Genomic DNA, 23,296 nt, shown 5'->3' on the forward strand with positions numbered 1-23,296 from the left:
CAACGGTGTTCCGCCGTGCAGGGCACGGTGAGCCGCCCCGGTGGTGGACTCCCCGGGCCGGCAACGGACTTGGACGGGCCCGGGGGCGCCGTCACCGCACCGGCGACCTGGTCCGCCGGGCCTGCGTAGGCCGGCGGCGCGATGACCCACTGTGCCCGCGGCTCCGGCGGAGCCGTCAGCGGAGCCCTTGCTTTCGCGGAGGAGAGAAGAGTCATGAGCGAAGAACCACTGGCCCTGGCTGTCATCATCGGCAGTGTCCGCAGCGGCCGGCTCGGCGAGAAGGTGGGAGCCTGGTTTGCGCGCCAGGTCGAACTCCACCCCGATTTCGACCTCGACCTGATCGACCTGGTCGACCACCCGCTCCCGGTGCGCATGCCGAACCACGGCGACACGCTCGCACCCGAGATCGAGGAGGTCCGTACCGCCCTCGCGAGCCGCATCGCCAGGGCGGACGCCTACGTGGTGATCACTCCGGAGTACAACCACTCGTTCCCGGCCTCGCTGAAGAACGCGATCGACTGGCACCTCGCCGAATGGGCGGCCAAGCCGGTGGGCCTGGTCTCCTACGGCGGCATGGCGGGTGGGCTGCGGGCGGCCGAGCACCTGCGGCAGGTCTTCGCCGAACTCCACGCCCCGACCGTGCGGGAGATGCTCAGCTTCCACAATCCCTGGTCGGACTTCGAGGACGGCGGCGCTCCGGAAGGGGCGGACGTGGCGGCCAAGAAGCTCCTGGACCAGCTCCTGTGGTGGGGCGAGGCCCTCCGGACGGCGCGCAGGACCACTCCCTACCAGCGCTGAGGGCTGTCCCCCCAGGGTCCGCCCTCGGGGCGGGCAGGGCCACGAGGAGGGCGCTGCCCTGCTCGCCCGGGCGGTACGTGCGACGTAGCCCGGGCGGGTCGGCCGTGCCGCCCTCCATGTCCCCGTGCCGCTCTCCCCGGTGCGCCGTACCGGAGCCGCCTGCAGTGGTCCGCTCTGCAGCGGAGGTGCCCATGTCCGCACGCCCGGCGCCCGGCGAGGTCGTCGACATCGTCCTCCGGGCCGGGGACGCCGGCCTCCCGGGGCGGTCGGCCCCGGGCCGCGCAGGGCGACGACGGACGGCCGTGGACCCGGCCGGCGCAGGAGGCGGCCGGACCGCGCCGCAGGTCTGCGGCGGGGCAGCGAGACGGCTCCACCGGGGCTCGCCGGCCTCGTGTCCGCCCGGAACCTACCGGTCGTCGGCCGCGATGCCCGCTCCGGTGCCGCAGACGGAGCCCGAGGAAGTGCGGCGGTGGCCGGAGACCCTCCGGTCCCTGGGACCGCGGGTCAGGGTGCCGGTGCGGTCCGCCTTCGCGGAGCACGAGGGGTGGCGGTGTCATGAAGGGAAGGCGTGAGCGGAACTGGGAGGCCGCTTCCCGGCGGCCGGCGTCCGGACCGCATCCCTGCCGGGGCCGGCCACCGCGTCACTCCCGGTTGGACGCCGCCGGTCCACCACGACCGGGCACCCGGGTTCTTCGACGCCTGCCTGGCCGGCGCAGCAGGTGGGGTGGAGACCCGGTGTCCCGGGGAAGGCCGTCTCACGGCAGGACGAGCCGGAAGCCCACGCCACGCACCGTGACGATCCAGTCGGCGGTGCCGAGCTTCTTGCGGAGGCTGTTGACGTGGGTGTCGATGGTCCGGCTGCGGCTGACGTCCACGTCCCCCCAGACCTGCTGCAGTATCTGACGACGGGAGAAGATCATGCCGGGGCGGGACGCCAGCAGGCTGAGCAGGTCGAACTCCTTCCGGGTCACCGGGACGGGCCGGCCTCCCACCTTCACCGAACGGGTCGCCGCGTCCACGGTCAGTGCGCCGTGCGTGACGGTCTCGGGGACCGCGATGTGGTGCCGGAAGCGACGCATCACCGCCTCCATGCGGGCCAGCAGCTCCCGGAAGGCGTACGGCTTGACCAGATAGTCGTCCGCGCCGGCCTGGAGGCCCAGCACCCGGTCCAGCTCGCTGTCGCGGGAGGTCACGGCCAGGACGGGCATGTCACAGGCGGAACGGATGCACTCGCAGACCTCCAGGCCGTCCACGTCGGGGAGTTCGAGGTCGATCAGGACCATGTCGGCCCGGTGGTACTCGCGGAGGGCCGCGGCTCCGGTGGAGACGACCTTCGTGGTGTGTCCGTGACGGCGCAGCCCCACGGGTAAGGAATCGGAGGGGCGGGGATCGTTCTCGACGATGAGGACATGCCAGGTCTCGCGGTTCACGGTGACGCCGGGCACGGGGTCCCCGGGCCCCGGCGATGGGAAGGAGGTGAGGAGAGGCGAGTTCTGGCCGTTGACATGCGACACGAATTCCTCCAGCCCTTTGGCCCTGCGTGACGGTGGCGAAAGGCGCGGGAGAGGCAGACGCAAGCGGAGTCCGTGCCCAACCCGGGCCCGGACCGGCCGCATTCCCCCGTCGCCATGTGCTGAGGACCGTCCCGGAATCTCTGGGCGTCAAAGAGGGCGACCCGTGCGTTGCAGCGCAAGACGGAGAGCCGTCCGCATACCGGCGGTATCCGGATGATTCGGCAGTGCTGCGATGTGTCGCGCTGGGTGCCGGGAGGCCTTCGGAGATCGCGGGACAACCCTTGAGAAAGAGCCTCACACGACGAAGGGGCGTAGGCGAGGTTTTATAACTTAGGTTGAGAGGGCGATCGGCCACTTCCCGGAGAAGCGGAAGGTGACCCGTGTGCGAGCCGCGCAGTGTCGTCCCAGAACAAGCTGAGTAATCCGGTCCGGCACGCAGAGGTACCGGAATCGGTCGGCGAAGAACTGCCCGCTTCCGGGCAATCGGAACTGGCGCGTCCAGTCCGTCCTCGGGTGCCGTCGCCGCAACCGGCCATCAATCGGGGGAATTCATCCCGCAACGGCCTCGAAACTAAACTGTACCGAGTAGTGCACTTGCGGTGGAACCACCCGGTGCGCTTTTTCAGGAGGCTCCCATCGTGACCACTGCCGCCAGCATCCGACGGCCGCCGCGGGGCGGCCGGGAGGAGAAACGCCTCGCCATCGCCCGGGCGGCCCGTACCGTCTTCGGACGGGAGGGGTACACGCGGGCCAGCGTCGACGCCATCGCGGCCGAGGCCGGCGTGTCCAAGCGCACCGTCTACAACCACCACCGCGACAAGAAGGAACTCTTCCTCGCGGTCCTGGAGGAGAGCACCCAGGCCGTCGCCGACTACCAGGCAGCCCTGTTGGAGAAGAACCTGGGAACGATCGGCAGCCTGGAGGACGGTCTGACGGCACTGGGGCGCGACCTCGCCGCACCGCCGAGGGCGTTCAGTGGTCACTTCGCCCTGGTGCGGGTGCTCATCGCGGAGGCGCCGCACCTGCCCAGGGAGGTCCTGGAAGGGTGGCGTGCCAACGGCCCACGTCGCACCAGCGCCCTGCTCGCCCGCCGGCTGGGCGAACTGGCCGACGAAGGCCTTTTGAAGCTGGACGACCCGGCCACGGCCGCGGCCCGCTTCGCCCAACTGGTCACCTCCGACGTCTTCGAGAACTCCTTCCACGGTGCCGTCCCGATCCCGGACGCCGAGATCGAGCGCATCGTGACCTCCGGCGTGCGCGCCTTCCTGGAGCTGTACGGCCCCGGGACCCGGCCGTAGGCGCGGGGCGTGTCCCGGCGCCGCTCGGCGGCCCCACGTCCGCTCCCGGGGAGCAGCCGGCCGGGGCACCTGCCCGCCGGAGGCACCCGCGTCTTCGGGCAGATGCTCCTCGCACGGTCCGCACACCCACCGAGGCCGGTCACTGACCACCCCCCGGGGGCAGTTGTCGGCGGACTGATGAAAGTTGACAGACCTCTGACGCTGGGCCCCTTGGATCTCCCCGCCACCTTGATGAAGCTGGTCTGAGGCGACGTCGGGCCCCGAGCCAGGCGTCCGGTCGGGCCAGGCTGAGGCCCACGGGCCGTGGCGCCGGGGGCTCGGGCGCGTGCCGCGAAGCCCCGCAGGACGGCAGGCCTCGTCCAGGGCCGTGAACGCCGCGCGGCCACCGTCCGGGAGACCGCCACGGCGCTCGACGACGGCGCCGGACACACCCAAGGAGGTCCGAGTGAGCGGATCAACGATGCAGGCTGCCGAACTCTTCAGTGCCCAGTACTTCCAGGACCCCTACCCCTCGTTCGCCTGGCTCAGGGAGAACTCCCCGGTGCACGAGTTCACCTTCCCGGTGGGAGACGTCCGCATGTGGTGCGTGACGCGGTACGAGGACGTGCGCGCCGTGCTGGCGGACCCCCGCTTCAGTCCGGAGAGTGCCACCTGGGGCAACGAGGCCTTCAGGCAGGCAGGACTGGTCACCGGCGCGGGGAGCGTCCTGGAGGCCGCCGTCACGGTCGTCGACCCGCCGGCGCACACCCGGCTGCGGCGCCTGGCCATGCAGGCGTTCACGCCGCGGCGGATCACCCGCTGGCGGGAGACGGTGGTCCGGCGCGTGGACGAGACGCTCCGGGCCTGCGCGGCACGTGAGCAGTTCGACGTGATGGGCGACTTCGCGGGGCCGGTGTCCGCCGCCGTCATGGGGGAGATCCTCGGCCTCACCATCGAGCGCCACCAGGACCTGGTCGACGCCCTGGAGCAGGCCTTCCCCTCCGACGCCGCGCTGATGGACCGGGTACCGGAAGGCTTCGCCAGGATATGCGCCTACGCGGAGGAACTGGTACGGGCCAAACGGGGCCGGCCCGCCGCGGACCTCACCTCGGCTCTGGTGACCGCCGAGGAGGAGGGCGACCGGCTCAGCGAGGACGAGCTCACCGCGATGGTCGCTGCCATGATCATGGCCGGCAGCGATACCGTGCGGGCCTTCGTCGGCAACGCGGTCCTCGCCCTGCTGGACCACCCCGCACAACGGCAGCTGCTCGTCTCCCGGCCCGACCTCACCCCCTGCGCCGTGGAGGAACTCCTGCGGTTCGACGGCGCCCTGAGTACCGCGCTGTTCCGTATCGCCACCACCGACGTGGAGTTGCACGGCACCCCGATACCTGCCGGATCCCCCGTCATCGCGGCGCTCCTCTCGGCCAACCGCGACCCGGCGCAGTTCTCCGACCCCGACCGCCTCGACCTCACCCGGTCCCCCAACCGCCACCTCGGCCTGGGGCACGGTCTGCACAACTGCCTGGGGGCCGCGCTGGCCCGCGTCGAGGCGGAGGTGGCGCTCCCCGCCCTCTTCCGGCGCTTTCCGGACCTCACCCTCGCCCTGCCGCGCGAGGAGGTCCGGTACATCGAGAACTGGGCCATGCGCCGTATCGTGCGCCTGCCCGTCCACCGGGGAGGTGCGCGGTGAGCGGGGAGGCGGAGACGTCTGCGGGCGCCCGCGTCAGCATCGACCCGTCGGTGTGCCGGGGCACGGGCACCTGTGAGGCGATGGCCCCGGACCTCTTCCGGCTGGACGGGGAAGGCCGCCCCCGTGCCCTGCGGCAGCCACTGGCCGACGGGCAGGCGCTCGAGGCGGCCCGCGCCGTCGCCGACTGCTGCCCCACCGGTGCCATCGAGGTGGTCTCCGGGGAACAAGGTCCGGCGCACACCACCGGTACCGGCACCGCAACCCCTTCCCACCAGACGCAGGAGACCACCATGGCCGAGTCAGGCACCCTCAGCGAGGCGGAAGAGCGGCGCATCAACCGCCTGTGGGAGAACAACTACGACGACCGCACCCTCGCCGTGCTGGAGCGCCTGCCGTTCCAGCCCACCTGGCGCTGTGTCGACGTCGGCGCCGGGAGCGGATCGATGGCCCGCCGCCTGGCCGAGCGGGTGCCGCGTGGTGAGGTGCTCGCCGTCGACAACGACATCCGCTTCCTCCAAGCCGGTGCGGCGAGGAACCTCACCGTGCGGCGCATGGACGTCACACGGGAGGACCTGCCGGCGGCAGACTTCGACTTCGTCCTCCTGCGGGCCGTGCTCTCCGCCGTGAAGGACCCGGACGACCTGCTGGACCGGGCCACGCGGTGGCTGGCCCCGGGGGGCTGGCTGCTCACCGAGGACTTCTACTTCATGCCGAGCGAGGACGGCCCCACCGCCAACGGGCGAAAGGTCGTCGAGGCGTACCTCAAGGCGTTTGAGGCCGGGGGAGCCAACCCGAGGATCGGCCGGCTCCTGCCGTCACGGCTGGCCCGGGCCGGCCTGGAGGAGATCTCGACGACCATCAGGCCACTCGGCCCCGGGCAGGGGGAGGCCGAGAACGCCCTGATGCGGGCCCGGATGGAGATCCAGGGGCAGGGGCTCGTCGACAACGGGCTCCTCACCAGGGAGGACATCGACGAGTTCCTCGACGCCATGGACCGCCCCGAGGCGTGTGACGTCACGACGCTGGGCTTCTCCGTATGGGGGCGCCGGCCGCCGGCCTGAGGCCGGCCGGTCGCCGTCATCTCCGTTGCCCGGTCATGCTGCCTCACCCCGCTGCCCCCGCGGCCGCGCCCTTCCGGAAGTGAACCCAAGGAGAGAAGCGACATGAAGGCACTGGTGCTGTCCGGCGGCTCGGGTACCCGCCTGCGTCCCCTCAGTTACAGCATGCCCAAACAACTCATCCCGATCGCCGGCAAGCCCGTCCTCGAACACGTCCTGGAGAACGTGCGAGCCCTGGGCGTCACCGAGGTCGGTGTCGTGGTCGGCGACTGGGCGGACCAGATCACCGCGGAACTCGGCGACGGTGCGCGATTAGGCATGCGTCTGACCTACATACGGCAGCACGAACCACTCGGGCTCGCCCACTGCGTCCGGCTGGCCCGGCCGTTCCTCGGTGACGAGGACTTCGTGATGTACCTCGGGGACAACATGCTGCCCGAGGGCGTCAGCGACGTGGCCAGGGACTTCCGGGCCACCCGGCCGGCGGCCCAGGTCGTGGTCCACCAGGTCGAGGACCCCAGTGCGTTCGGCGTCGCGGTGGTCGACGCGAAGGGCGCGGTGTGCCACGTCGTCGAGAAGCCCCGTACCCCGGTGAGCGACCTGGCGCTCGTCGGGGTGTACTTCTTCACCTCCGCCATCCACCGGGCCTGCGCGTCCGTCCCCACCGGGCTGCGCGGCGAGCTGGAGATCACCGACGCCATCCAGTGGCTCCTCACCCACGGCGCCGAGGTCCGGGCCAGCCGGCACCTCGGGTACTGGAGGGACACCGGGCGTGTCGAGGACGTGCTGCACTGCAACCGCCGCCTGATGTCCGCGATCCGGCCCGAAGTGCTGGGGGAGAGGGCAGCCGGCAGCGAGCTGGTCGGGCTGGTGCGGGTCGAGGCGGGGGCCCGGGTGACGCGCTCGCGCGTCGAGGGACCCGCGATCATCGGGGCGGGCACCGTGGTGGAGGACAGCCACCTCGGCCCGTACACGGCCCTGGGCGAGGGCTGCACCGTCCGCGACACCCGCATGTGCGACTCGATCCTGCTGGACGGCGCGCGCGTGGAGGGCGTGCGCGGACTGCACGGGTCCCTCATCGGCCGGGGCGCCGTGGTCGGCACCGGCGGTGAGCCCGACCCCTACCACAGGCTGGTCGTAGGCGATCACGCCCGGATCAAGGTGGCCGCGTGAAGGTGCTGGTCACCGGTGGCGCCGGGTTCATCGGGTCGCGGTACACCCGCCTGCTGCTCGGGGACCGCCTCCCCGGACACACCGGGGACCGGGTGACCGTGCTGGACAAGCTGACCTACGCCGGCCACCGCGACAACCTCCCCCTGGCCCACCCCCGCCTCCGGTTCGTGCACGGCGACGTGTGCGACGCCCGGTTGCTGCGCGACCTGCTCCCCGGCCACGACGCCGTCCTCCACTTCGCGGCCGAGTCCCACGTCGACCGGTCGGTCCGCTCCGGCGCCGCCTTCGTCCACACCAACGTCCTGGGGACGCAGACCGTGCTGGAAGCCGCCCGGGCGGCCAAGGTCGCGCGGGTGGTGCACGTCTCGACCGACGAGGTGTACGGGTCCATCGACACGGGCCGGTGGACCGAGGAGTGGCCACTGGCTCCCAACTCGCCCTACGCGGCGTCCAAGGCCGGGGCCGACCTCATCGCCCGCTCCTACTGGCGCACGCACGGACTCGACGTCTGCGTCACCCGGTGCTCCAACAACTACGGGCCCCGTCAACACCCGGAGAAGCTGATCCCGCTCTTCGTCACCAACCTGCTGGAGGGCCTGCCCGTACCGCTCTACGGCGACGGGAGGAACGTCCGCGAATGGCTGCACGTCGACGACCACTGCCGCGCGCTGCAACTGGTGCTGGACTCCGGGGTGGCCGGCGAGGTCTACAACGTGGGTGGTGGGGACGGAACGACCAACCGCGACCTGACGATGCGGCTCCTGGAACTGGTGGGAGCGGAGGCGTCGATGATTCGCCAGGTGGCCGACCGCAAGGGGCACGACCGGCGCTACGCCATGGACGACCGCAAGATCAGGCGGGATCTGGGTTACGCCCCGCAGGTTCCGCTGGGGCGCGGCCTGGCGGAGACCGTCGCCTGGTACCGCGACCGTCCCGACTGGTGGAAGCCGCTGAAGCACCGCCCGCCCGCCACGACACGGAAGGAAGCCGGCCATGACTGACCACCGGGCGCTGATCCTCGACGAGACCCGCAAGTACCACCAGGACACCGCGGAGGGAGCCGGGTTCACTCCCGGAGTCAGCGAGATCTGGCCGTCCGGTGCGGTCCTGGACGAGAGTGACCGGGTCTCCCTCGTCGAGGCGGCCCTGGAGATGAGGATCGCCGCCGGTGCCCGGACCAGGAAGTTCGAATCCCGGTTCGCCCGCGCCCTCGGACTGCGCAAGGCCCTCCTGACCAATTCCGGCTCCTCCGCGAACCTGCTGGCCCTCACCGCGCTGACCTCGCACCGTCTCCAGGAAGCCCGCCTCCGGCCCGGGGACGAAGTGGTCACCGTCGCCGCCGGGTTCCCGACCACCGTCAACCCGATCCTGCAGAACGGTCTCCTGCCGGTCTTCGTCGACATCGAACTCGGCACCTACAACACGACGGCCCGGCGGGTCGAGGAGGCCATCGGGCCCCGCACCCGCGCCATCATGCTCGCCCACGCCCTGGGCAACCCCTTCGAGGCCGAGGAGATCGCGCAGCTCGCCCGGGAGAAGGGGCTGTACCTGATCGAGGACAACTGCGACGCCGTCGGGTCCACCTACCACGGCAGCCTCACCGGCACCTTCGGTGACCTCGCCACCGTGAGTTTCTATCCCGCCCACCACCTCACCATGGGCGAGGGCGGGTGCGTCCTCACCTCCCGGCTGCCCCTCGCCACCATCGTGGAGTCCCTGCGCGACTGGGGACGGGACTGCTGGTGCGCCCCGGGGGAGAGCAACAAGTGCCGCAAGCGCTTCTCCTACCAACTGGGCAGCCTGCCCGAGGGCTACGACCACAAGTACGTCTTCTCGCACGTCGGCTACAACCTGAAGGCGACCGATCTCCAGGCGGCCCTCGGGCTGACACAGCTGGACAAGCTCGACGACTTCATCGCCGCACGCAAACACAACTGGCGCCGGCTCCGCGAGGGGTTGGACGGTGTCCCGCACCTCCTCCTGCCGCGGGCCACGCCGGGGAGCGACCCGAGCTGGTTCGGGTTCGCGCTCACCGTCGAGCCGGACGCCCCGTTCTCGCGTGCGGCCCTGGTCGACCACCTGGAGCAGCGCAGGATCGGCACGCGACGGCTCTTCGCCGGCAACCTCACCCGGCACCCCGCGTACCTGGACCAGCCGCACCGTGTGGTGGGCGACCTCGCCAACAGCGACATCGTGACCGACCAGACCTTCTGGGTCGGTGTCTACCCCGCCCTCACCGACGAGATGACCGACTACGTGGTCGGTTCCGTCCGGGCCTTCGTGGAGGCGCGGGTATGACCCTCACCTCCACCCCGGCCCCGCGGTCGCGCAGCGCCGGCCTGGACCGGCTGCGCGCGGGGCTCGCCCTCTCCCGGTCCCACACCGCACCCGGGCAGGACCCCCGGACACGGGACGTCGCAGGCTGGCTGGAGAGCCGCTCGCGGGCCCACCACTTCGACGTCAGGCGTATCGGGTTCGACCGGCTGCGCGGCTGGGCCTTCGACCCGGACACCGGCGACCTGCGGCACGAGAGCGGTCGCTTCTTCTCGGTCGGCGGTCTGGCGGTGTGCGTGGACGAGGGCGAACGGCAGTGGCGCCAGCCGATCATCCACCAGCCCGACGTGGGCATCCTCGGCATCCTGGTCAAGAGGTTCCAGGGCGTGCCCCATCTCCTCATGCAGGCGAAGATGGAACCGGGCAACCCCAACGTCGTCCAGCTCTCGCCCACAGTGCAGGCCACCCGCAGCAACTACTCGCGGGTGCACCGGGGATCGGGGGTGCGGTATGTGGAGTACTTCACCGACCCGGCCAGGGGGCGCGTGCTGGCCGACGTACTGCAGTCCGAACACGGCTCGTGGTTCTACCGCAAGGCCAACCGCAACATGGTCGTCGAGACGGACGAGGACGTCGCCGGGCACCCCGACTTCCTCTGGCTGACGCTGGGGCAGCTGGGCCGGCTGCTGCGGGAGGACCTCGTGGTGAACATGGACGCGCGCAGCGTCCTGGCCTGTCTCCCGGTCGCCCACCCGGACGAGGACACCACCGCCTGGTACGACGACACGGAACTGCTGTCCTGGTTCACCGGCGAGCGCGCCCGCCGCCGACTGACCGCCGAACGGATCGGGCTGGCGCAGGTGCCGGAGTGGATACGGGAGCCGGCTTCGATCCGGCACCGCACGCGACGGTACTTCGAGGTGGTCGCCGTCGAGGTGGAGGCGGGCAGTCGCGAGGTGCGCGGATGGACGCAGCCCCTGTTCGCACCGAGAGGGCTCGGGGTCACGGCGTTCCTGACCCGGCGGATCGCCGGCGTCCCCCACCTCCTGGTACACGCACGGGTGGAGGGCGGTTTCCTGGACACCGTGGAGCTGGGGCCCACGGTGCAGTACACCCCCGTGAACCACCCGGACCACCACGGTGCGCGGCGCCCGCCCTTCCTCGACCTGGTGCGCGCGGCCCCACGGGCAGCTGTCCGGTACGAGGCGTTCCACTCCGAGGAGGGCGGACGCTTCCTCGGCGCGGTGAGCAGATATGCGTTCCTCGATGCCGACCTGGCCGGGGCGCCCTGGGAGCCGCCACCGGGCTACCAGTGGGTGACACCCGGCCAGCTGGGTGGGCTCGCCCGGCACGGCCACTACGTGAACGTCCAGGCGAGAACCCTGCTGTCCTGCCTCACCACCGGCGCCGTCCGCCTGTGACGCCGCCGCGTACGCCCGGTCGAGGAGGCGCGGACGTCCCGCCGCTCCGACCCGCACGGTCCGCAACGAAACGAAAGGCTTCCCGATGAGGGTCCTGTTCTCCGTCCCGTCGGCCTTCGCCCACATCAATCCCCTCGTCCCCCTGGCCGGAGCCCTGCGGGGCGCGGGCCACGAGGTGGTGGTGGCCACCCACCCGGAGATGACCGAGACAGTGCGTGCGCTCGGCCTGTCCGTCGTACCGGTGGGGGAGCTGGACTTCCCCAAGGCCAACGCCAGGGAGAGCGACGAGCTGTACGAGCGCGTCGCGGCCGTCCTCGGCCCGGCCCCCGGGGGCCCGGCCGGCGCACGGCTTCCCTCCAAACTGGTACTGCGGGCCTTCGCCCGCTACTACAACCTGGCTCCCCCCGGTGCGCAGGGCAACCTCCTGGCGGACGACCTGGTCGACTTCGCCCGCGGCTGGAAGCCCGACCTGGTCATCTGGGACTCCATCTCCTTCCCCGCGGCCGTCGCCGCCCGCGCGGTCGGTGCCGCTCACGCCAGGCTGCTGTGGTCGATCGACGACTTCGCCTGGATGAGGGGGGCGCTGCGGCAACGCCTCGCGGAGGACGCCTCGTCGGCGGACCCCCTGGTGGAGGTCATGCGGCCCATGCTGGACCGCTTCGGACTCGACTTCGAGGAGGAACTGCTGCTGGGCCAGTGGACGATCGACCAGTACCCCGCGGTCCGGCTACGGCTGCCCCTGCAGGAGCGCTACGTCCACTCCCGCCCGGTGCCCTTCAACGGCTCCGCCGTCCTGCCGGAATGGCTGCTCACCCCTCCCGAGCGGCCGCGGGTGGCGCTGTCGCTGGGTGCCGGCATCCGCAGCTTCTTCCCTGCCGGCACCAGCAAGGTGGCGGTGGAGGAGCTGTTCACCATGGCCACCGAGCTGGACGTCGAGATGGTGGCCACCTTGAACAGCACCCAGCTGGAGTCGGTGGGCACGGTACCGCCCAACGTGCGCGTGATCGACTACCTCCCGCTCAACGTGCTGCTGCCGAGCTGCTCCGCACTGATCCACCACGGGGGAAGCGGCACCTTCGCAGCGGCGGTCCCCTGTGAACTTCCCCAGCTCGTCTGGAAGGAGAACGGCCCCTACTACGACGACATCGCGCGCTGTGTCGAGGAGAGCGGTGCCGGGCTCGTCATCGACGACCAGGACTTCTCCCACGACCTGGTGAAGAAGCAGCTGGTACGGGTGCTGGAGGAACCCTCCTTCCGGCAGGCCGCCGCCGACCTGCACCGCGACATGCTGGCGGTGCCCAGCCCGGCCTCGGTCGTCCCGGTGCTGGAGGCACTCACCGCGAGTCACCGTGGCTGAGGGAGCGGGACGCGGCGGCGGCGAAGACCCGGACGGCGGTGCACGTCACCGGGACACCTGCGAGGGGAGAGCCGCACATGACGACGTCGGACACCCGCCCCGGCCCCCCTCCGCAGCGGGAGGTACGGCGATGAGGTCCGCACGCACACCGGGGCCCGCGGTGGCACCGCTGCGGGTGGGGGTGCTCGGTTGCGCCTCCATCGCCAGGCGGCGGATGCTCCCCGCCATGCTCGCCACGCCCGAGGTGACCCCGGTCGCGGTGGCCAGCCGCGACCCGGCCAAGGCCGCCGCCCTCGCCAGGGACTTCGGGCTGGAACCCGTCACCGGCTACGACGCGTTGCTCGCCCGGGACGACCTCGACGCCGTGTACGTCCCGTTGCCCGTCACCCTGCACGCCACATGGGTGGACCGGGCCCTGCGCGCCGGGCGCCACGTCCTGTGCGAGAAGCCGCTCACCGGTGAGGGGGGTTCGTCGGCGCGACTGGTGCGCACGGCACGGGAACGCGGACTGGTCCTGATGGAGAGCATGATGTTCGTCCGGCACAGTCAGCACCGCGTGGTCCGGGAGATCGTCGCCTCCGGCGGCATCGGCTCGCTTCGCAGCCTCACGGCCGAGTTCGCCTTCCCGCCCAAGCCGGCCACGGACATGCGCTATACACCGGCCGGCGGGGGCGCCCTGCCGGAGATCGGCGTGTACCCGCTGCGCACGGCCCAGCTTTACCTGGGCTCCGACCTCCGTGTGCGGGGAGCTGTCCTCCACCGGGACGCCGGGCTCGGTGTGGACCTCTCCGGCGCGGCACTGCTGTCCACCCCTGACGGGCGTCCCGCCCACCTGACGTGGGGCATGGAGCACGCCTACCGCTCGGCCTACGAACTGTGGGGCAGCGAGGGGCGGTTGGTGGTCGAGTGGGCCTACACCCCGCCCGCCGACCACTCACCGGTCATCAGGATCGAACGGCAGGACGGGTCCGAGCGGCGCGTGCTGGAGCCCCACGACCAGTTCCGGGACGTGCTGGAGTGCTTCTGCCGCGCGGTGCGCACCGGCTGCGAGGACGGCCTGCAGGGCGGGGAGATCGTGGCTCTCGCGGAGCTGGTGGACCAGGTCCGCGAGGCAGCTTCGGCGGGCGGCGGGGGCGGCGCCCGTGCGTCCCGGCCGCCCGGCGGTCACGCCTGACGGGGCAGGTAACCGTAGAGGAAGGTGTGGACACCCGAGCGGATGATCTCCTCCACCTCCTCGTCCGAGAGCTGGTAAGCGCCCCAGAACGACCGGTTGGTGATCTCCGTCCCGGTGAGGAGGACCAGGTGGGAGGCGGCGGCATCGACGTCGTCGATGTGCAGCGGGATGCGTTCCGCGATCACCTGCATGCTGCGGGCCAGTCCGGCCATCGCCGCCTGCGGGCCGGTGCGCAGCCAGGCGTCGACGACCTCGCGCGGGATGTGCCCGGCCTCGGCGTTGACCTGCCGCACCAGGGCGAAGTGGTCGGGAAAGCGGGTGAGCGGGGAGGCCCAGGCGCGCGCCAGCACGGTGAGGTCCTCCGCAGGGTCACCGGGTGGTCGTTCCATGAACCTCTCGATCAGCTCCAGTTGCGCGTCGCGGACCTGGGTGGCGCTCTCCTCGATGACGGTGAGGAAGACCTGTGCCTTGCTGCCGAAGTGGTTGTACAGGGTGCGCGTGGACACTTCGGCCTCCTGGGCGATGGCGCCCACGCTGGCGCGGGTGTACCCGTCCCGGCCGAAGACCGTCAGAGCGGCGCGCAGAATGGCCGACCGCTTCTCGGCGAGGCCGCCTCGGCGGCGCGCGGTCCCTCGGGCGGGGGCGACCCTGTGGGGGTCCGCACTGGTCATCGATGGTTCTCCCGCGAAGTAACAATGATCATTGTACTAATTACCTTACACGTTGTAGGGTACCTCGCATGGCACGGATGCACCGCGCCGCGGCAGTCCGGGGGTGGTTCGGCCCCCTCCGCTCCGCGAGCCGCAGCCGACCCCACCACGAGGGGACTGATCGTGAAGTCCGCAACTCCGAAGCACTCCGCCGCCGGCCCCCGCGCCTCACGACCTGACGGCGGGCGCTCGGACCGGCGCCGGTACGGCCCGGCGGCAGTGGGAACGGTCGTCGTCCTCGGCTCCCTGATGACCGTGGTCGACACCACCATCGTCAATGTCGCGTTGAACCCCCTGGCCCGCGCCTTCGACGCACCGCTGGCCGTCATCCAGTGGGTGGCCACCGCGTACACGCTGGCCCTGGCCACGATCATCCCGGTGACCGCGTGGGCCGTGGCCCGCTTCGGCGACAAACGCTGCTACCTGGTGGCGATCGCGCTCTTCGTCGCCGGCTCGACGCTGGCCGGGCTGGCGTGGAACGTCCCCTCCCTCATCGTCTTCCGAGTCCTGCAGGGGCTGGGCGGCGGCATGGTGGCCCCCATCGGTATGACGCTGGTCGTCCGGGCCGCGGACCGGGAACGCATGGGGCGGTCCATGGCCGTGCTCGGCATCCCCGTCCTCCTCGGGCCGCTCGTGGGGCCCGTCCTGGGCGGCTGGCTGGTGGACTCCGTCTCCTGGCGCTGGATGTTCCTGATCAACATCCCGGTGGGCGTTGCGGTGCTGGCCCTGGCCCCCTGGATACTCCCGGCGGACTCCTCACGGGGGGCACGACGCGAGCCGCTCGACCTCCCGGGCCTCCTCATGCTCTCGCCCGGTCTTGCCGCGTTCCTCTACGCCTTCGCGGACACCGGCGGCGGCAACCACACGGTGCGCCTGGTCGTCGGTGCGGTCGGCGCACTGTCGGTGTGCGGCTTCGTGGCTCGCGCCCTCACCGCGCGGCACCCGCTGATCGACCTGCGCCTGCTGCGCTCCCGCAGCTACGCGGCGGGGCTGGGCGTCATGGTGTTCTTCCCGTGCGCCTACCTGGGCTCCATGCTCCTGACGCCGATGTACTACCAGGCGGTCCGGGGGGAGAGCGCCACCGACGCGGGCATGCTGAGCATCCCGCAGGTCCTCGCCACCGGCATCACGATGCAGATCGCCACCCGCCTGGTCGACCGCGTCCCCCCCGGCCGGGTGGTGCTGTCCGGGGTGGGGCTCAGCGTCTCGGGCATGCTCGCCTTCACTTTGGGCCTCAGCGACACCGTGCCCTACTGGTGGACCGCGGGAACCCTCGCCGTCATGGGTGTCGGGGTCGGCATGACGCTGATGCCCACGATGACGACGGTGACGCGTGACCTCTCCCACGACGACGTGCCCACCGGGTCGACCTCCCTCAACATCGTCGGCCAGTTGACGCCCGCCATCGGCACCGCCCTCATGTCGGTCCTCCTCACGTCGGCGATGACCGACCGGCTGCCCGCCGGGAGGGCGGACCAGGACGCGCTGCGCCACCTGCCCGCCGGCGAGGTGGGCCACCTCGCGCCCCGCCTCGCGGACTCCTTCCAGTACGCCTACGTCTGGGCCGCCGCGATCATGGCGGTGGCCCTCCTCCCCGCCCTCTTCCTGCCTCGCCGCCGCAGCACGCAGGTCACCCCCGCCGACGCGGGGAGCCCGGCACCGGCCGCTCCGGACTCCTCCTCGCCGTAACCGGCAGGAGGTCCCTGTCCGCCCCCGCCGCACCACCGTCCCGGCCGTACCCGACGCCGGCTGCCGTGCCCGGCCCCATCGACACCTGAGGAGCAGAAATGTCCACGAGTCCCGCCCCGGCGGACGCCCGCGCCGTCGAGGAAGAACTGAACACGCCCTGGCTGGAACTGGGCGGCCACCGACTGACCTCCCGGATCATCGTCGGCATCGAGCAGTACACCTCACCGGAGACGGTCCGGGAGGTCCTGGAGGCCACCGGCTCCCAGATCTTCATCACGACGGTCGACCCCGACCGGCACCGCTCCAGCCTGCTGCTGACCGATCTCGCCGACGTCCTGCCGATGGAGAGCTACCTGTGGATCGGCACGACCTCCTTCGCCCGCAGCGCCGAGAGCGCGCTCAGGACGGCTCACATCCTGCGGGACACCTACGGCATCGAGGTCCTCAAACTGGACGTGCGCACCGACGGCAACACCCCTGACAACAAGGCGACCATCGAGGTCGCCGCCAGGCTGCGCGAGGAAGGCATCAGCGTCCTCCCGTTCATCCTGCCCGACGTCGCCGACGCCCGGGCACTGGAGGAGCTGGGCTGTTCGGCGCTGCGCGTCATGGCGGCGCCGGTCGCCTCGGGCAGGGGCGTGCCGGACCCGGCTCCGGTGGCGCGGGTGATCGACCGGGCCGGCATCCCGGTCGTGGTCGAGGGCGGCCTGGGGACCGCGCGCCACGTCACGTACGCGATGGAGATGGGGGCCGACGCCGTCCTCGTCAACACCGCACTGGTGCAGGCGAAGGAGCCGCTGATCATGGCCGCGGCCATGAAGCGGGCGGTCGAGGCGGGGCGACTCGCGCACCAGGCCCGATGTATGTCCGGCGACGAGATCCCCCGGTGACACCGGCGGACTGCGGAAAGAAGGAGTCAGCACTGTGACAGTTGAGGTCCGGATACCCACCGTCTTCCAGTCCTACACGGGTGGGCGCACGAGCGTCGACGCCCACGGCGTCACCCTCGCCGAGGTGCTCGCCGACCTGGAGAACCACCACCCCGGGCTGCGCGCGAGGGTGGTGACTGACGACGGGGCACTGCGGCGTTTCGTCAACATCTACGTCAACGACGACGACGTGCGGTTCAGCGGTGACATGGAGACCGTTCTGCACGACGGCGACTCGGTGATGATCCTGCCGGCCGTGGCCGGAGGCTGAGGATGCACCGTCTGGCAGCCGTGCTGTTCGATCTCGACGGCGTCCTGATCGACACCGAGCGGTCCGTCACCGACCTGTGGCACCGGTTGGCGCTGCGCCACCACCGTCGTCTGACGGACGAAATGATCGATGCGTACGTACGGGGGTGCGCGCCCGAGCACACCGTCTCGCACCTCTTCGCGGACCTGGGCCCGGCCGACCGCCGCACGCTGCTGGAAGAGGTCCGCAAAGCCGAACCCCATCTGGAGTCCGACGCGATCCCCGGCGCCCGTGAAGTGGTGTCCCGGTTGCACGCCGGTGGTGTCCCGCTCGGCCTGGTGACCGGTGCCTCAGCGGCCCGGGCCGAGCGGAGCCTCGCGGAACTGGGACTCGGCGGCACCTTCGACGCGAAGGTCACCTGGGGCGAGGTGACCAGAGGCAAACCGGCCCCGGACGCCTACGAGTTGGCTGCCGACCGGCTGGGACTGCCGCCCGGCGCCTGCCTGGTGGTCGAGGACGCCCCCAGCGGGGTCCGGGCAGCCTGCGCCGCGGGCGCGGTCTGTCTGGGAGTGGGAGGGCCCGCCCTCGGGCAGGCGGGCGCCACGTGGGTGGCGCCCGCCCTGGGGGAGGTGGAGGTGAGGTCGGAGGAAGGCTGCGGCGGCCCGGTACTCACGGTGTCCGGGACGAAGGCGGTCACCTTCCTCCCGCAGCCCGCGCGCCGGCCGGTGTCCAGGGGGCCGACGTGAGGGGCGGTGCGGCGCTCAGGGTCCACTTCGCCACCTCCGAGGTGCACCCACTGGTGAAGGTGGGGGGCCTGGGCGACGTCGCCCAGGCCCTGCCGAGGGCGCTGGCCCGACGCGGCCACCAGGTGCGGCTCTACCTGCCCCGGTACGACGGGATGCCCCGCGGACACCCCGTCACCGTGGTCCGTGCGCAGGCGGGCGGCGTGCACGAGGAGTTCGACGTCGAGGACCAGGGCGACCACGCCGGCGTGCGCTACTACTCCCTCGCAGCGCGCCACCACGCGGGCTGGGGACGGCCGGAGGGCTACGTGGAGAAGAACCTCGCGCTCTACGTGCTCTTCTGCCGCGCCCTCGCAGCCCTGGCCGCACGCCCCGCGCTCCGGCCCGACGTGGTGCACTGCAACGACTGGCACGTGGGCCACCTGCCGGCCCGGCTGAAGGAGACGGGGCACCCCGCCCGCTCCGTCATGACCATCCACAACCTCGCCTACCAGGGGCTCTTTCCCCACGACACCGCCACCGACCTGGGCCTGGCCCGGTACGGCACCGGCAACCTGCTCGCCCAGGGCATCGCCCACGCCGACGTCGTCACCACGGTCAGTGACCGCTACCGGAGCGAGACCCTGACCCCGGAGTGGGGCGAGGGGCTCCACGAACTGCTCGCCGCACGCGGTGACGACTACCACGGCGTCCTCAACGGCGTCGACTACGCCGAGTTCGACCCTTCGACCGACGTCCACCTCCCGGCCCGCTTCGACGTCGACGACATGAGCGGCAAGGCCGCGTGCAAGTCACGGCTCCAGCGTGCGGCGGGGCTGGCGGAGGAACCGGACACCCCGGTCATCGCGTTCGTCGGCCGCCTGGTGAAGCAGAAAGGGGTCGAGCTGCTGCTCAGCTCCGTCGACGAACTGGCCGCCACCGGTGCGCAGTTCGTGTTCGTGGGACGGGGCGAGCTCTACGAGCACGCCTTCGCCCGGGCCGCGCGCTTCCACGCGGCGGTGGGCTACCTGCCCGACTCCACGGAGCCGGCCGCCCGCCTCGCCTACGCCGGGTCCGACGCGTTCCTGGCCCCCTCGGAGTTCGAACCCTGCGGCCTGGCCCCGCTCATCGCCCTCCGCTACGGCTCGGTCCCCGTCGTACGGGCGGTCGGAGGGATGGTCGACACACTCGTCCGGCCCCGGCGCGGGTTCTCCTTCCCGCACGGTAGGACGCAGGACCTCGTCTCGACCGTCGACGACGTGCTGAAGCACATGCGGGACCGGCCGGCGTGGAACGCCCTGCGGGCGGCGGGCATGCGGGCCCGCTTCTCCTGGGACGAGGCCGCCGCCCACTACGAACGGCTGTACACAGGCGAGTGGAAGGACAGCGCATGATGGACGAGCGGCGTGCCGGCGTCCTGTTGCACCCCAGCTCCTTACCGGGCCCCTACGGCACAGGGGAGTTCGGCCCCGCTGCCGTCGAGTGGCTGGAGTTCCTCGCCGGTGCGGAGCAGACGGTCTGGCAGATGCTGCCCCTGCACCCGGTCGGCGAAAGCGGTTGTCCCTACCAGACGTTCTCCGTCCTCGCCGGAAACCCCCTCTTCGTCAGCGTCGACTGGCTGCGCGAAGCAGGGCTCGTCGACCGCGGCGACCTGGCCGGGCTGCCGCGCTGCCCGCCGGACAGGGTCAGCTACCCAACGGCGGCCCGGATCAAGGAACAGCTGCTCACCCGGGCCCACGCCAACTTCACGCACACCGCGGACAGCCTCGCTTTCTGCGAGGAACAGGCCTGGTGGCTGGAGGACTACGCCCGGCACACGGTGCTGCGCCGACGGCACGGCCCCGACCGAGGCGGCTGGCCGCCCTCCCTGGCGCGCCGCGAGGCCGACGCGGTCGCCCGCTTCGACGCAGAGGCTGCCTCCGAACTGTCCCAGGTGCGGTTCGAGCAGTACGTGTACGCCCGGCACTTCGCCGCGGTACGCCGACGCGCCGCCGAACTGGGCGTGCGGCTGCTCGGCGACCTCTCCATGTTCCCCGCCGTCGACAGCGCCGAGGTGTGGACCCGGCCGGAACTCTTCCAGCTCGACCCGGACGGTTCGCCGACCGCGGTGGCGGGTTTCCCGCCCGACGAGTTCAGCGGTGAGGGCCAGGTGTGGGGCAACGCCCTCTACCGGTGGAAGGCGCTGGCCGAGGAGAGATACGCCTGGTGGGCCGACCGGGTGGGCCTGGCGGCCCGGCAGTTCGACGCCGTCCGGCTGGACCACTTCCGTGGGTTCCACCGGTACTGGGCGGTGCCGGTGCCCGGCCGGGCGGCGGACGGGCACTGGGAGGAGGGGCCGGGCACCGGTCTCTTCGACGCACTGCGCGAGCGGATCGGCGACTTCCCCCTCGTCGCCGAGGACCTCGGCCCGGCCTCGCCCGAAGTCCAGCGGCTGCGGGCGGCAGCCGGCATACCGGGCATGCGTCTCCTCCAGTTCGCCTTCTCGGGGGACGAGAACCAGCATCTGCCCCACCACCACACCCCCGACTGTGTGGCGTACACCGGTACCCACGACAACGACACCACCGCCGGCTGGTGGGCCGGAGCGAGCGCCGGGGAGCGCGAGCGGGCCGAGCGGTACCTCGGTCACGTCGGCGACGACATCTGCGGCGCCGCGATGCGCGCCGTGCACGGGTCGCCCGCCCGGCTGGCCGTTCTGCCCCTCCAGGACGTCCTGCGCCTGGACTCCTCCGCCCGCCTCAACCTGCCGGGCCGGGCCGAGGACAACTGGACCTGGCGCTACGACCGCAGGAGCCTCACCCCCGGCCTGGAGTTCCGGCTGCGGCAACTGACGGAGACCTACGGACGTGACCGCCGCGCCGCCCGGCGCCGTGCAAGGGGGTTCAGCGCGTGAGAACCGTTCCCCGCTCCACCTACCGGATCCAGCTCGGACCGCACCTGGGGCTGGACGACGCCGCCGAACTCTCGGCGTACCTCAGCGCGCTGGGTGTCGGCGCCCTGTACACCTCTCCGATCCTCGAACCCGCCCCCGGCTCCGAGCACGGCTACGACCTCGCCGACCCCACCCGCACCTCCCGCGCGCTCGGCGGCGAGGCGGCCCGCCGCCGCCTCACGGCACGTCTGCGCACGGCAGGCATCGGCCTCGTCGTCGACGTGGTCTGCAACCACATGGGCGTCGACGACGCACGGGCCAACCCCTGGTGGTGGGACGCCCTGGAGAAGGGCCCGGCGTCCCCCTTCGCCCGTTACTTCGACATCGACTGGGAGGCAGGGCCCGTCATCCTGCCCGTCCTGGGCGACGACGGTGACGACGGGAAGGCCGCCGAAGGACAACTGCGCCTTGAGGGCGGCACGTTGTGCTATCACGAGCGCCGCTACCCGATCGCCGAGGGCACCGGGGAGGGCACACCGGCCGAGGTGCACGCCCGGCAGCACTACCGGCTGGTCTCCTGGCGGCGGGGCCCGTCCGAGATCACCTACCGGCGGTTCTTCAACATCGACTCCCTGGCCGGAATCCGGACGGAGGACCCCGAGGTCTTCGAAGCCCTCCACGCACGGACGTTGACCTGGGTCCGCGACGGCGAGGTCACGGGTCTGCGGGTGGACCACCCGGACGGGCTGGCCGACCCCACCGGATACCTGCGCCGGCTCCGCGCCCAGGCACCCGACGTGTGGATCGTGGTCGAGAAGGTGGTCGCCGGCGACGAGCCGCTTCCCCAGAGCTGGCCGGTGGACGGGACCACCGGGTACGAGGCGCTGCACGAGGTCTGCGGCCTCTTCGTCGATCCCGCCGGCCGCGCGGGACTGGCGGCGGCCTCGCCCGCCGGCGACGGGTGCTTCCAGGAGGTGGTCACCGCCTCCCGCCGGCACGTGCTCACTGCCCTCTTCCCGGCCGAGCTGACCCGCCTGGCCGCACTGACCGCCCGTGCACTCCCCGCCCACGCCGAGGACGTCCTGCGTGAGGCTCTGGAGGAGCTGGTCGTCGCCTGCCCGGTCTACCGCTCCTACCTGCCGGAGCACCGCTTTGCGCTGGACACCGCCGTGGCCCGGGCCGCACGCCGGCGCCCCGACCGCCGGGACGCCCTCCTCCTCGTCGCCGAGCTGCTGGCCGGTGACCCGCACGGGGAGCCCGCCGTACGGTTCCAGCAGCTGACCGGCGCGGTGATGGCCAAGGGGGTCGAGGACACCGCGCTCTACCGCCACTCGGTGCTCGTCTCGCTGAACGAGGTGGGCGGTGATCCCGACACCTTCGGGACCGCCCCCGACCACTTCCACGCCCGCAACGCGGCCCGGGAGGCCGCCTGGCCGGCCACGATGACCACCCTCTCCACCCACGACACCAAGCGCTCGGAGGACGTGCGTGCCAGGCTCGCGGTGCTGAGCGAGATACCCACGGCCTACCGGGACCGGGTGCGGGAGTGGGCCGCCCGTCACCCCTTCCCCGACCCGGCCCTGGCCCCGCTGGCCTGGCAGACGCTGGTCGGCGCCTGGCCGATCGACGCCCACAGGCTCGGCGCCTACCTCCTGAAGGCAGCCCGGGAGGCGAGGACCCGCACCGACTGGCTGCGCCCTGACGCCCGCTTCGAGGAGGACCTGGCGCGCTGGACGCAGGCGACGCTCGCCGACACCGTGTTGCGGACGTCCGTCGAGGATTTGGTCTCCCGGATCGAGGGACCCGGCTGGGTCAACGCCCTCGGCCAGAAGGCCCTGCAACTCGCGGGCCCCGGAGTTCCCGACGTCTACCAGGGAACCGAGGTCTGGGACGACAGCCTCGTCGATCCCGACAACCGCCGCCCGGTCGACTTCGCCTCCCGCGCGGCGCTGCTCGCCCGGCTGGACGCGGGTGAGCAGCCCCCGGTGGACGCCACCGGCGCGGCCAAGCTTCTCGTGGTCTCCAGGCTGCTGAGGCTGCGGCGCGACCGGCCCGAGCTGTGGACGGGCTACCTCCCGCTCCGGGCGGAAGGCCCGGCCGCCGGCCACCTCGTGGGATTCGCCAGGGGCGGGGAACGTGGTCTCGTCACGGTCGCCACCCGCCTGCCGGTGGGGCTCGCCCGGGAGGGCGGCTGGCGCGACACCCGGTTGCCGCTGCCGGGCGCCCGCGGTGGCTGGAGTGACGCGTTGACCGGCCGGCGCACCGAGGTGGCGGCGCCCTTCGTCCGCGACCTGTTGCAGCGGTACCCGGTCGCGGTACTGGTACGGGACGGGGGCGCATCCTCGTGAACGGATCAGCGCCCGCGGAGGAGCAGGGCACGGGCGC

Annotated in this window: 19 protein-coding genes; 17 read left to right on the forward strand and 2 right to left on the reverse strand. The window is 72.0% G+C overall.

All coding sequences use genetic code 11. From position 1 onward, the window contains the following. Positions 1–213: 213 nt before the first annotated feature. Entirely contained in the window at positions 214–798 is a 585-nt protein-coding gene (locus tag ACFV3R_RS28960; protein WP_385589296.1) for an NADPH-dependent FMN reductase, read from the forward strand. A gap of 755 nt (positions 799–1,553) precedes the next feature. Here ACFV3R_RS28960 and ACFV3R_RS28965 read toward each other — a convergent pair. Beyond that, entirely contained in the window at positions 1,554–2,312 is a 759-nt protein-coding gene (locus ACFV3R_RS28965; RefSeq protein WP_385589298.1) for a response regulator transcription factor, read from the reverse strand. A gap of 638 nt (positions 2,313–2,950) precedes the next feature. On the opposite strand from ACFV3R_RS28965, the gene ACFV3R_RS28970 reads away from it, so the two are divergent. The 9 genes from ACFV3R_RS28970 (at position 2,951) to ACFV3R_RS29010 (ending at position 13,739) form a co-directional block, all read left to right on the forward strand. After that, positions 2,951–3,610 (forward strand): TetR/AcrR family transcriptional regulator, encoded by a 660-nt coding sequence (locus tag ACFV3R_RS28970; protein ID WP_385589300.1) that lies wholly within the window; start codon positions 2,951–2,953, stop codon positions 3,608–3,610. A 445-nt stretch (positions 3,611–4,055) separates the two neighbouring features. Continuing rightward, positions 4,056–5,282: a cytochrome P450 gene (locus ACFV3R_RS28975; protein ID WP_385589302.1), complete on the forward strand. Its 1,227-nt coding sequence runs from the start codon at positions 4,056–4,058 to the stop codon at positions 5,280–5,282. Beyond that, positions 5,279–6,343 carry a methyltransferase domain-containing protein gene (locus tag ACFV3R_RS28980; RefSeq protein ID WP_385589304.1) on the forward strand — a complete coding sequence of 355 codons (1,065 nt, stop codon included), beginning with the start codon at positions 5,279–5,281 and terminating at the stop codon, positions 6,341–6,343. Before ACFV3R_RS28975 ends, ACFV3R_RS28980 begins: the two co-directional genes overlap by 4 nt. A 102-nt stretch (positions 6,344–6,445) precedes the next feature. Next, entirely contained in the window at positions 6,446–7,513 is a 1,068-nt protein-coding gene (locus tag ACFV3R_RS28985) for a glucose-1-phosphate thymidylyltransferase (protein ID WP_385589306.1), read from the forward strand. After that, positions 7,510–8,514 carry a dTDP-glucose 4,6-dehydratase gene (rfbB, locus tag ACFV3R_RS28990; RefSeq protein WP_385589308.1) on the forward strand — a complete coding sequence of 335 codons (1,005 nt, stop codon included), beginning with the start codon at positions 7,510–7,512 and terminating at the stop codon, positions 8,512–8,514. Before ACFV3R_RS28985 ends, rfbB begins: the two co-directional genes overlap by 4 nt. Further along, on the forward strand, positions 8,507–9,811 hold the full coding sequence (gene rfbH, locus ACFV3R_RS28995) for a lipopolysaccharide biosynthesis protein RfbH (RefSeq protein ID WP_385589310.1): 1,305 nt from the start codon (positions 8,507–8,509) through the stop codon (positions 9,809–9,811). Before rfbB ends, rfbH begins: the two co-directional genes overlap by 8 nt. After that, a complete protein-coding gene (locus tag ACFV3R_RS29000) occupies positions 9,808–11,208 on the forward strand; it encodes an NDP-hexose 2,3-dehydratase family protein (RefSeq protein WP_385589312.1) in 1,401 nt (466 codons plus the stop codon). The genes rfbH and ACFV3R_RS29000 overlap by 4 nt, the downstream gene beginning before the upstream one ends. Before the next feature lie 85 nt (positions 11,209–11,293). Beyond that, the gene (locus ACFV3R_RS29005) at positions 11,294–12,565 is read left to right on the forward strand and encodes a nucleotide disphospho-sugar-binding domain-containing protein (RefSeq protein ID WP_385589314.1); all 1,272 of its coding nucleotides are present in this window, start codon (positions 11,294–11,296) and stop codon (positions 12,563–12,565) included. Positions 12,566–12,695: 130 nt separating this feature from the next. After that, entirely contained in the window at positions 12,696–13,739 is a 1,044-nt protein-coding gene (locus ACFV3R_RS29010) for a Gfo/Idh/MocA family protein (RefSeq protein WP_385589316.1), read from the forward strand. Here ACFV3R_RS29010 and ACFV3R_RS29015 read toward each other — a convergent pair. After that, positions 13,730–14,410 (reverse strand): TetR/AcrR family transcriptional regulator, encoded by a 681-nt coding sequence (locus tag ACFV3R_RS29015; RefSeq protein WP_385589318.1) that lies wholly within the window; start codon positions 14,408–14,410, stop codon positions 13,730–13,732. The genes ACFV3R_RS29010 and ACFV3R_RS29015 overlap by 10 nt on opposite strands. Before the next feature lie 162 nt (positions 14,411–14,572). Here ACFV3R_RS29015 and ACFV3R_RS29020 point away from each other — a divergent pair, with 162 nt between their 5' ends. The 7 genes from ACFV3R_RS29020 (at position 14,573) to treY (ending at position 23,259) form a co-directional block, all read left to right on the forward strand. Further along, the gene (locus tag ACFV3R_RS29020) at positions 14,573–16,138 is read left to right on the forward strand and encodes a DHA2 family efflux MFS transporter permease subunit (protein ID WP_385589320.1); all 1,566 of its coding nucleotides are present in this window, start codon (positions 14,573–14,575) and stop codon (positions 16,136–16,138) included. A 98-nt stretch (positions 16,139–16,236) separates the two neighbouring features. Continuing rightward, a complete protein-coding gene (locus ACFV3R_RS29025) occupies positions 16,237–17,028 on the forward strand; it encodes a thiamine biosynthesis protein ThiG (RefSeq protein WP_385589322.1) in 792 nt (263 codons plus the stop codon). Positions 17,029–17,062: 34 nt separating this feature from the next. Further along, positions 17,063–17,338, forward strand: coding sequence for a MoaD/ThiS family protein (locus tag ACFV3R_RS29030; protein WP_385589324.1), 276 nt, complete (start codon positions 17,063–17,065; stop codon positions 17,336–17,338). A gap of 2 nt (positions 17,339–17,340) precedes the next feature. Then, on the forward strand, positions 17,341–18,063 hold the full coding sequence (locus ACFV3R_RS29035) for an HAD family hydrolase (protein ID WP_385589326.1): 723 nt from the start codon (positions 17,341–17,343) through the stop codon (positions 18,061–18,063). Continuing rightward, positions 18,060–19,433, forward strand: coding sequence for a glycogen synthase (locus ACFV3R_RS29040; RefSeq protein ID WP_385589328.1), 1,374 nt, complete (start codon positions 18,060–18,062; stop codon positions 19,431–19,433). Before ACFV3R_RS29035 ends, ACFV3R_RS29040 begins: the two co-directional genes overlap by 4 nt. Beyond that, positions 19,430–20,932 (forward strand): 4-alpha-glucanotransferase, encoded by a 1,503-nt coding sequence (malQ, locus tag ACFV3R_RS29045; protein WP_385589330.1) that lies wholly within the window; start codon positions 19,430–19,432, stop codon positions 20,930–20,932. The genes ACFV3R_RS29040 and malQ overlap by 4 nt, the downstream gene beginning before the upstream one ends. Then, a complete protein-coding gene (treY, locus tag ACFV3R_RS29050; RefSeq protein ID WP_385589332.1) occupies positions 20,929–23,259 on the forward strand; it encodes a malto-oligosyltrehalose synthase in 2,331 nt (776 codons plus the stop codon). Before malQ ends, treY begins: the two co-directional genes overlap by 4 nt. Positions 23,260–23,296 lie beyond the last annotated feature (37 nt).

Origin of the sequence: Streptomyces sp. NPDC059740 (assembly GCF_042733155.1) — a bacterium.
Lineage (GTDB): Bacteria > Actinomycetota > Actinomycetes > Streptomycetales > Streptomycetaceae > Streptomyces.

Bases quoted from the DNA above. Each gene is read 5' to 3' on its own strand.
- ACFV3R_RS28960 (WP_385589296.1), top strand. From the start codon at position 214: ATGAGCGAAGAACCACTGGCCCTGGCTGTCATCATCGGCAGTGTCCGC.
- ACFV3R_RS28985 (WP_385589306.1), top strand. From the start codon at position 6,446: ATGAAGGCACTGGTGCTGTCCGGCGGCTCGGGTACCCGCCTGCGTCCC.
- rfbH (WP_385589310.1), top strand. From the start codon at position 8,507: ATGACTGACCACCGGGCGCTGATCCTCGACGAGACCCGCAAGTACCAC.
- ACFV3R_RS29000 (WP_385589312.1), top strand. From the start codon at position 9,808: ATGACCCTCACCTCCACCCCGGCCCCGCGGTCGCGCAGCGCCGGCCTG.
- ACFV3R_RS29005 (WP_385589314.1), top strand. From the start codon at position 11,294: ATGAGGGTCCTGTTCTCCGTCCCGTCGGCCTTCGCCCACATCAATCCC.
- ACFV3R_RS29010 (WP_385589316.1), top strand. From the start codon at position 12,696: ATGAGGTCCGCACGCACACCGGGGCCCGCGGTGGCACCGCTGCGGGTG.
- ACFV3R_RS29015 (WP_385589318.1), bottom strand. From the start codon at position 14,410: ATGACCAGTGCGGACCCCCACAGGGTCGCCCCCGCCCGAGGGACCGCG.
- ACFV3R_RS29025 (WP_385589322.1), top strand. From the start codon at position 16,237: ATGTCCACGAGTCCCGCCCCGGCGGACGCCCGCGCCGTCGAGGAAGAA.
- ACFV3R_RS29035 (WP_385589326.1), top strand. From the start codon at position 17,341: ATGCACCGTCTGGCAGCCGTGCTGTTCGATCTCGACGGCGTCCTGATC.
- malQ (WP_385589330.1), top strand. From the start codon at position 19,430: ATGATGGACGAGCGGCGTGCCGGCGTCCTGTTGCACCCCAGCTCCTTA.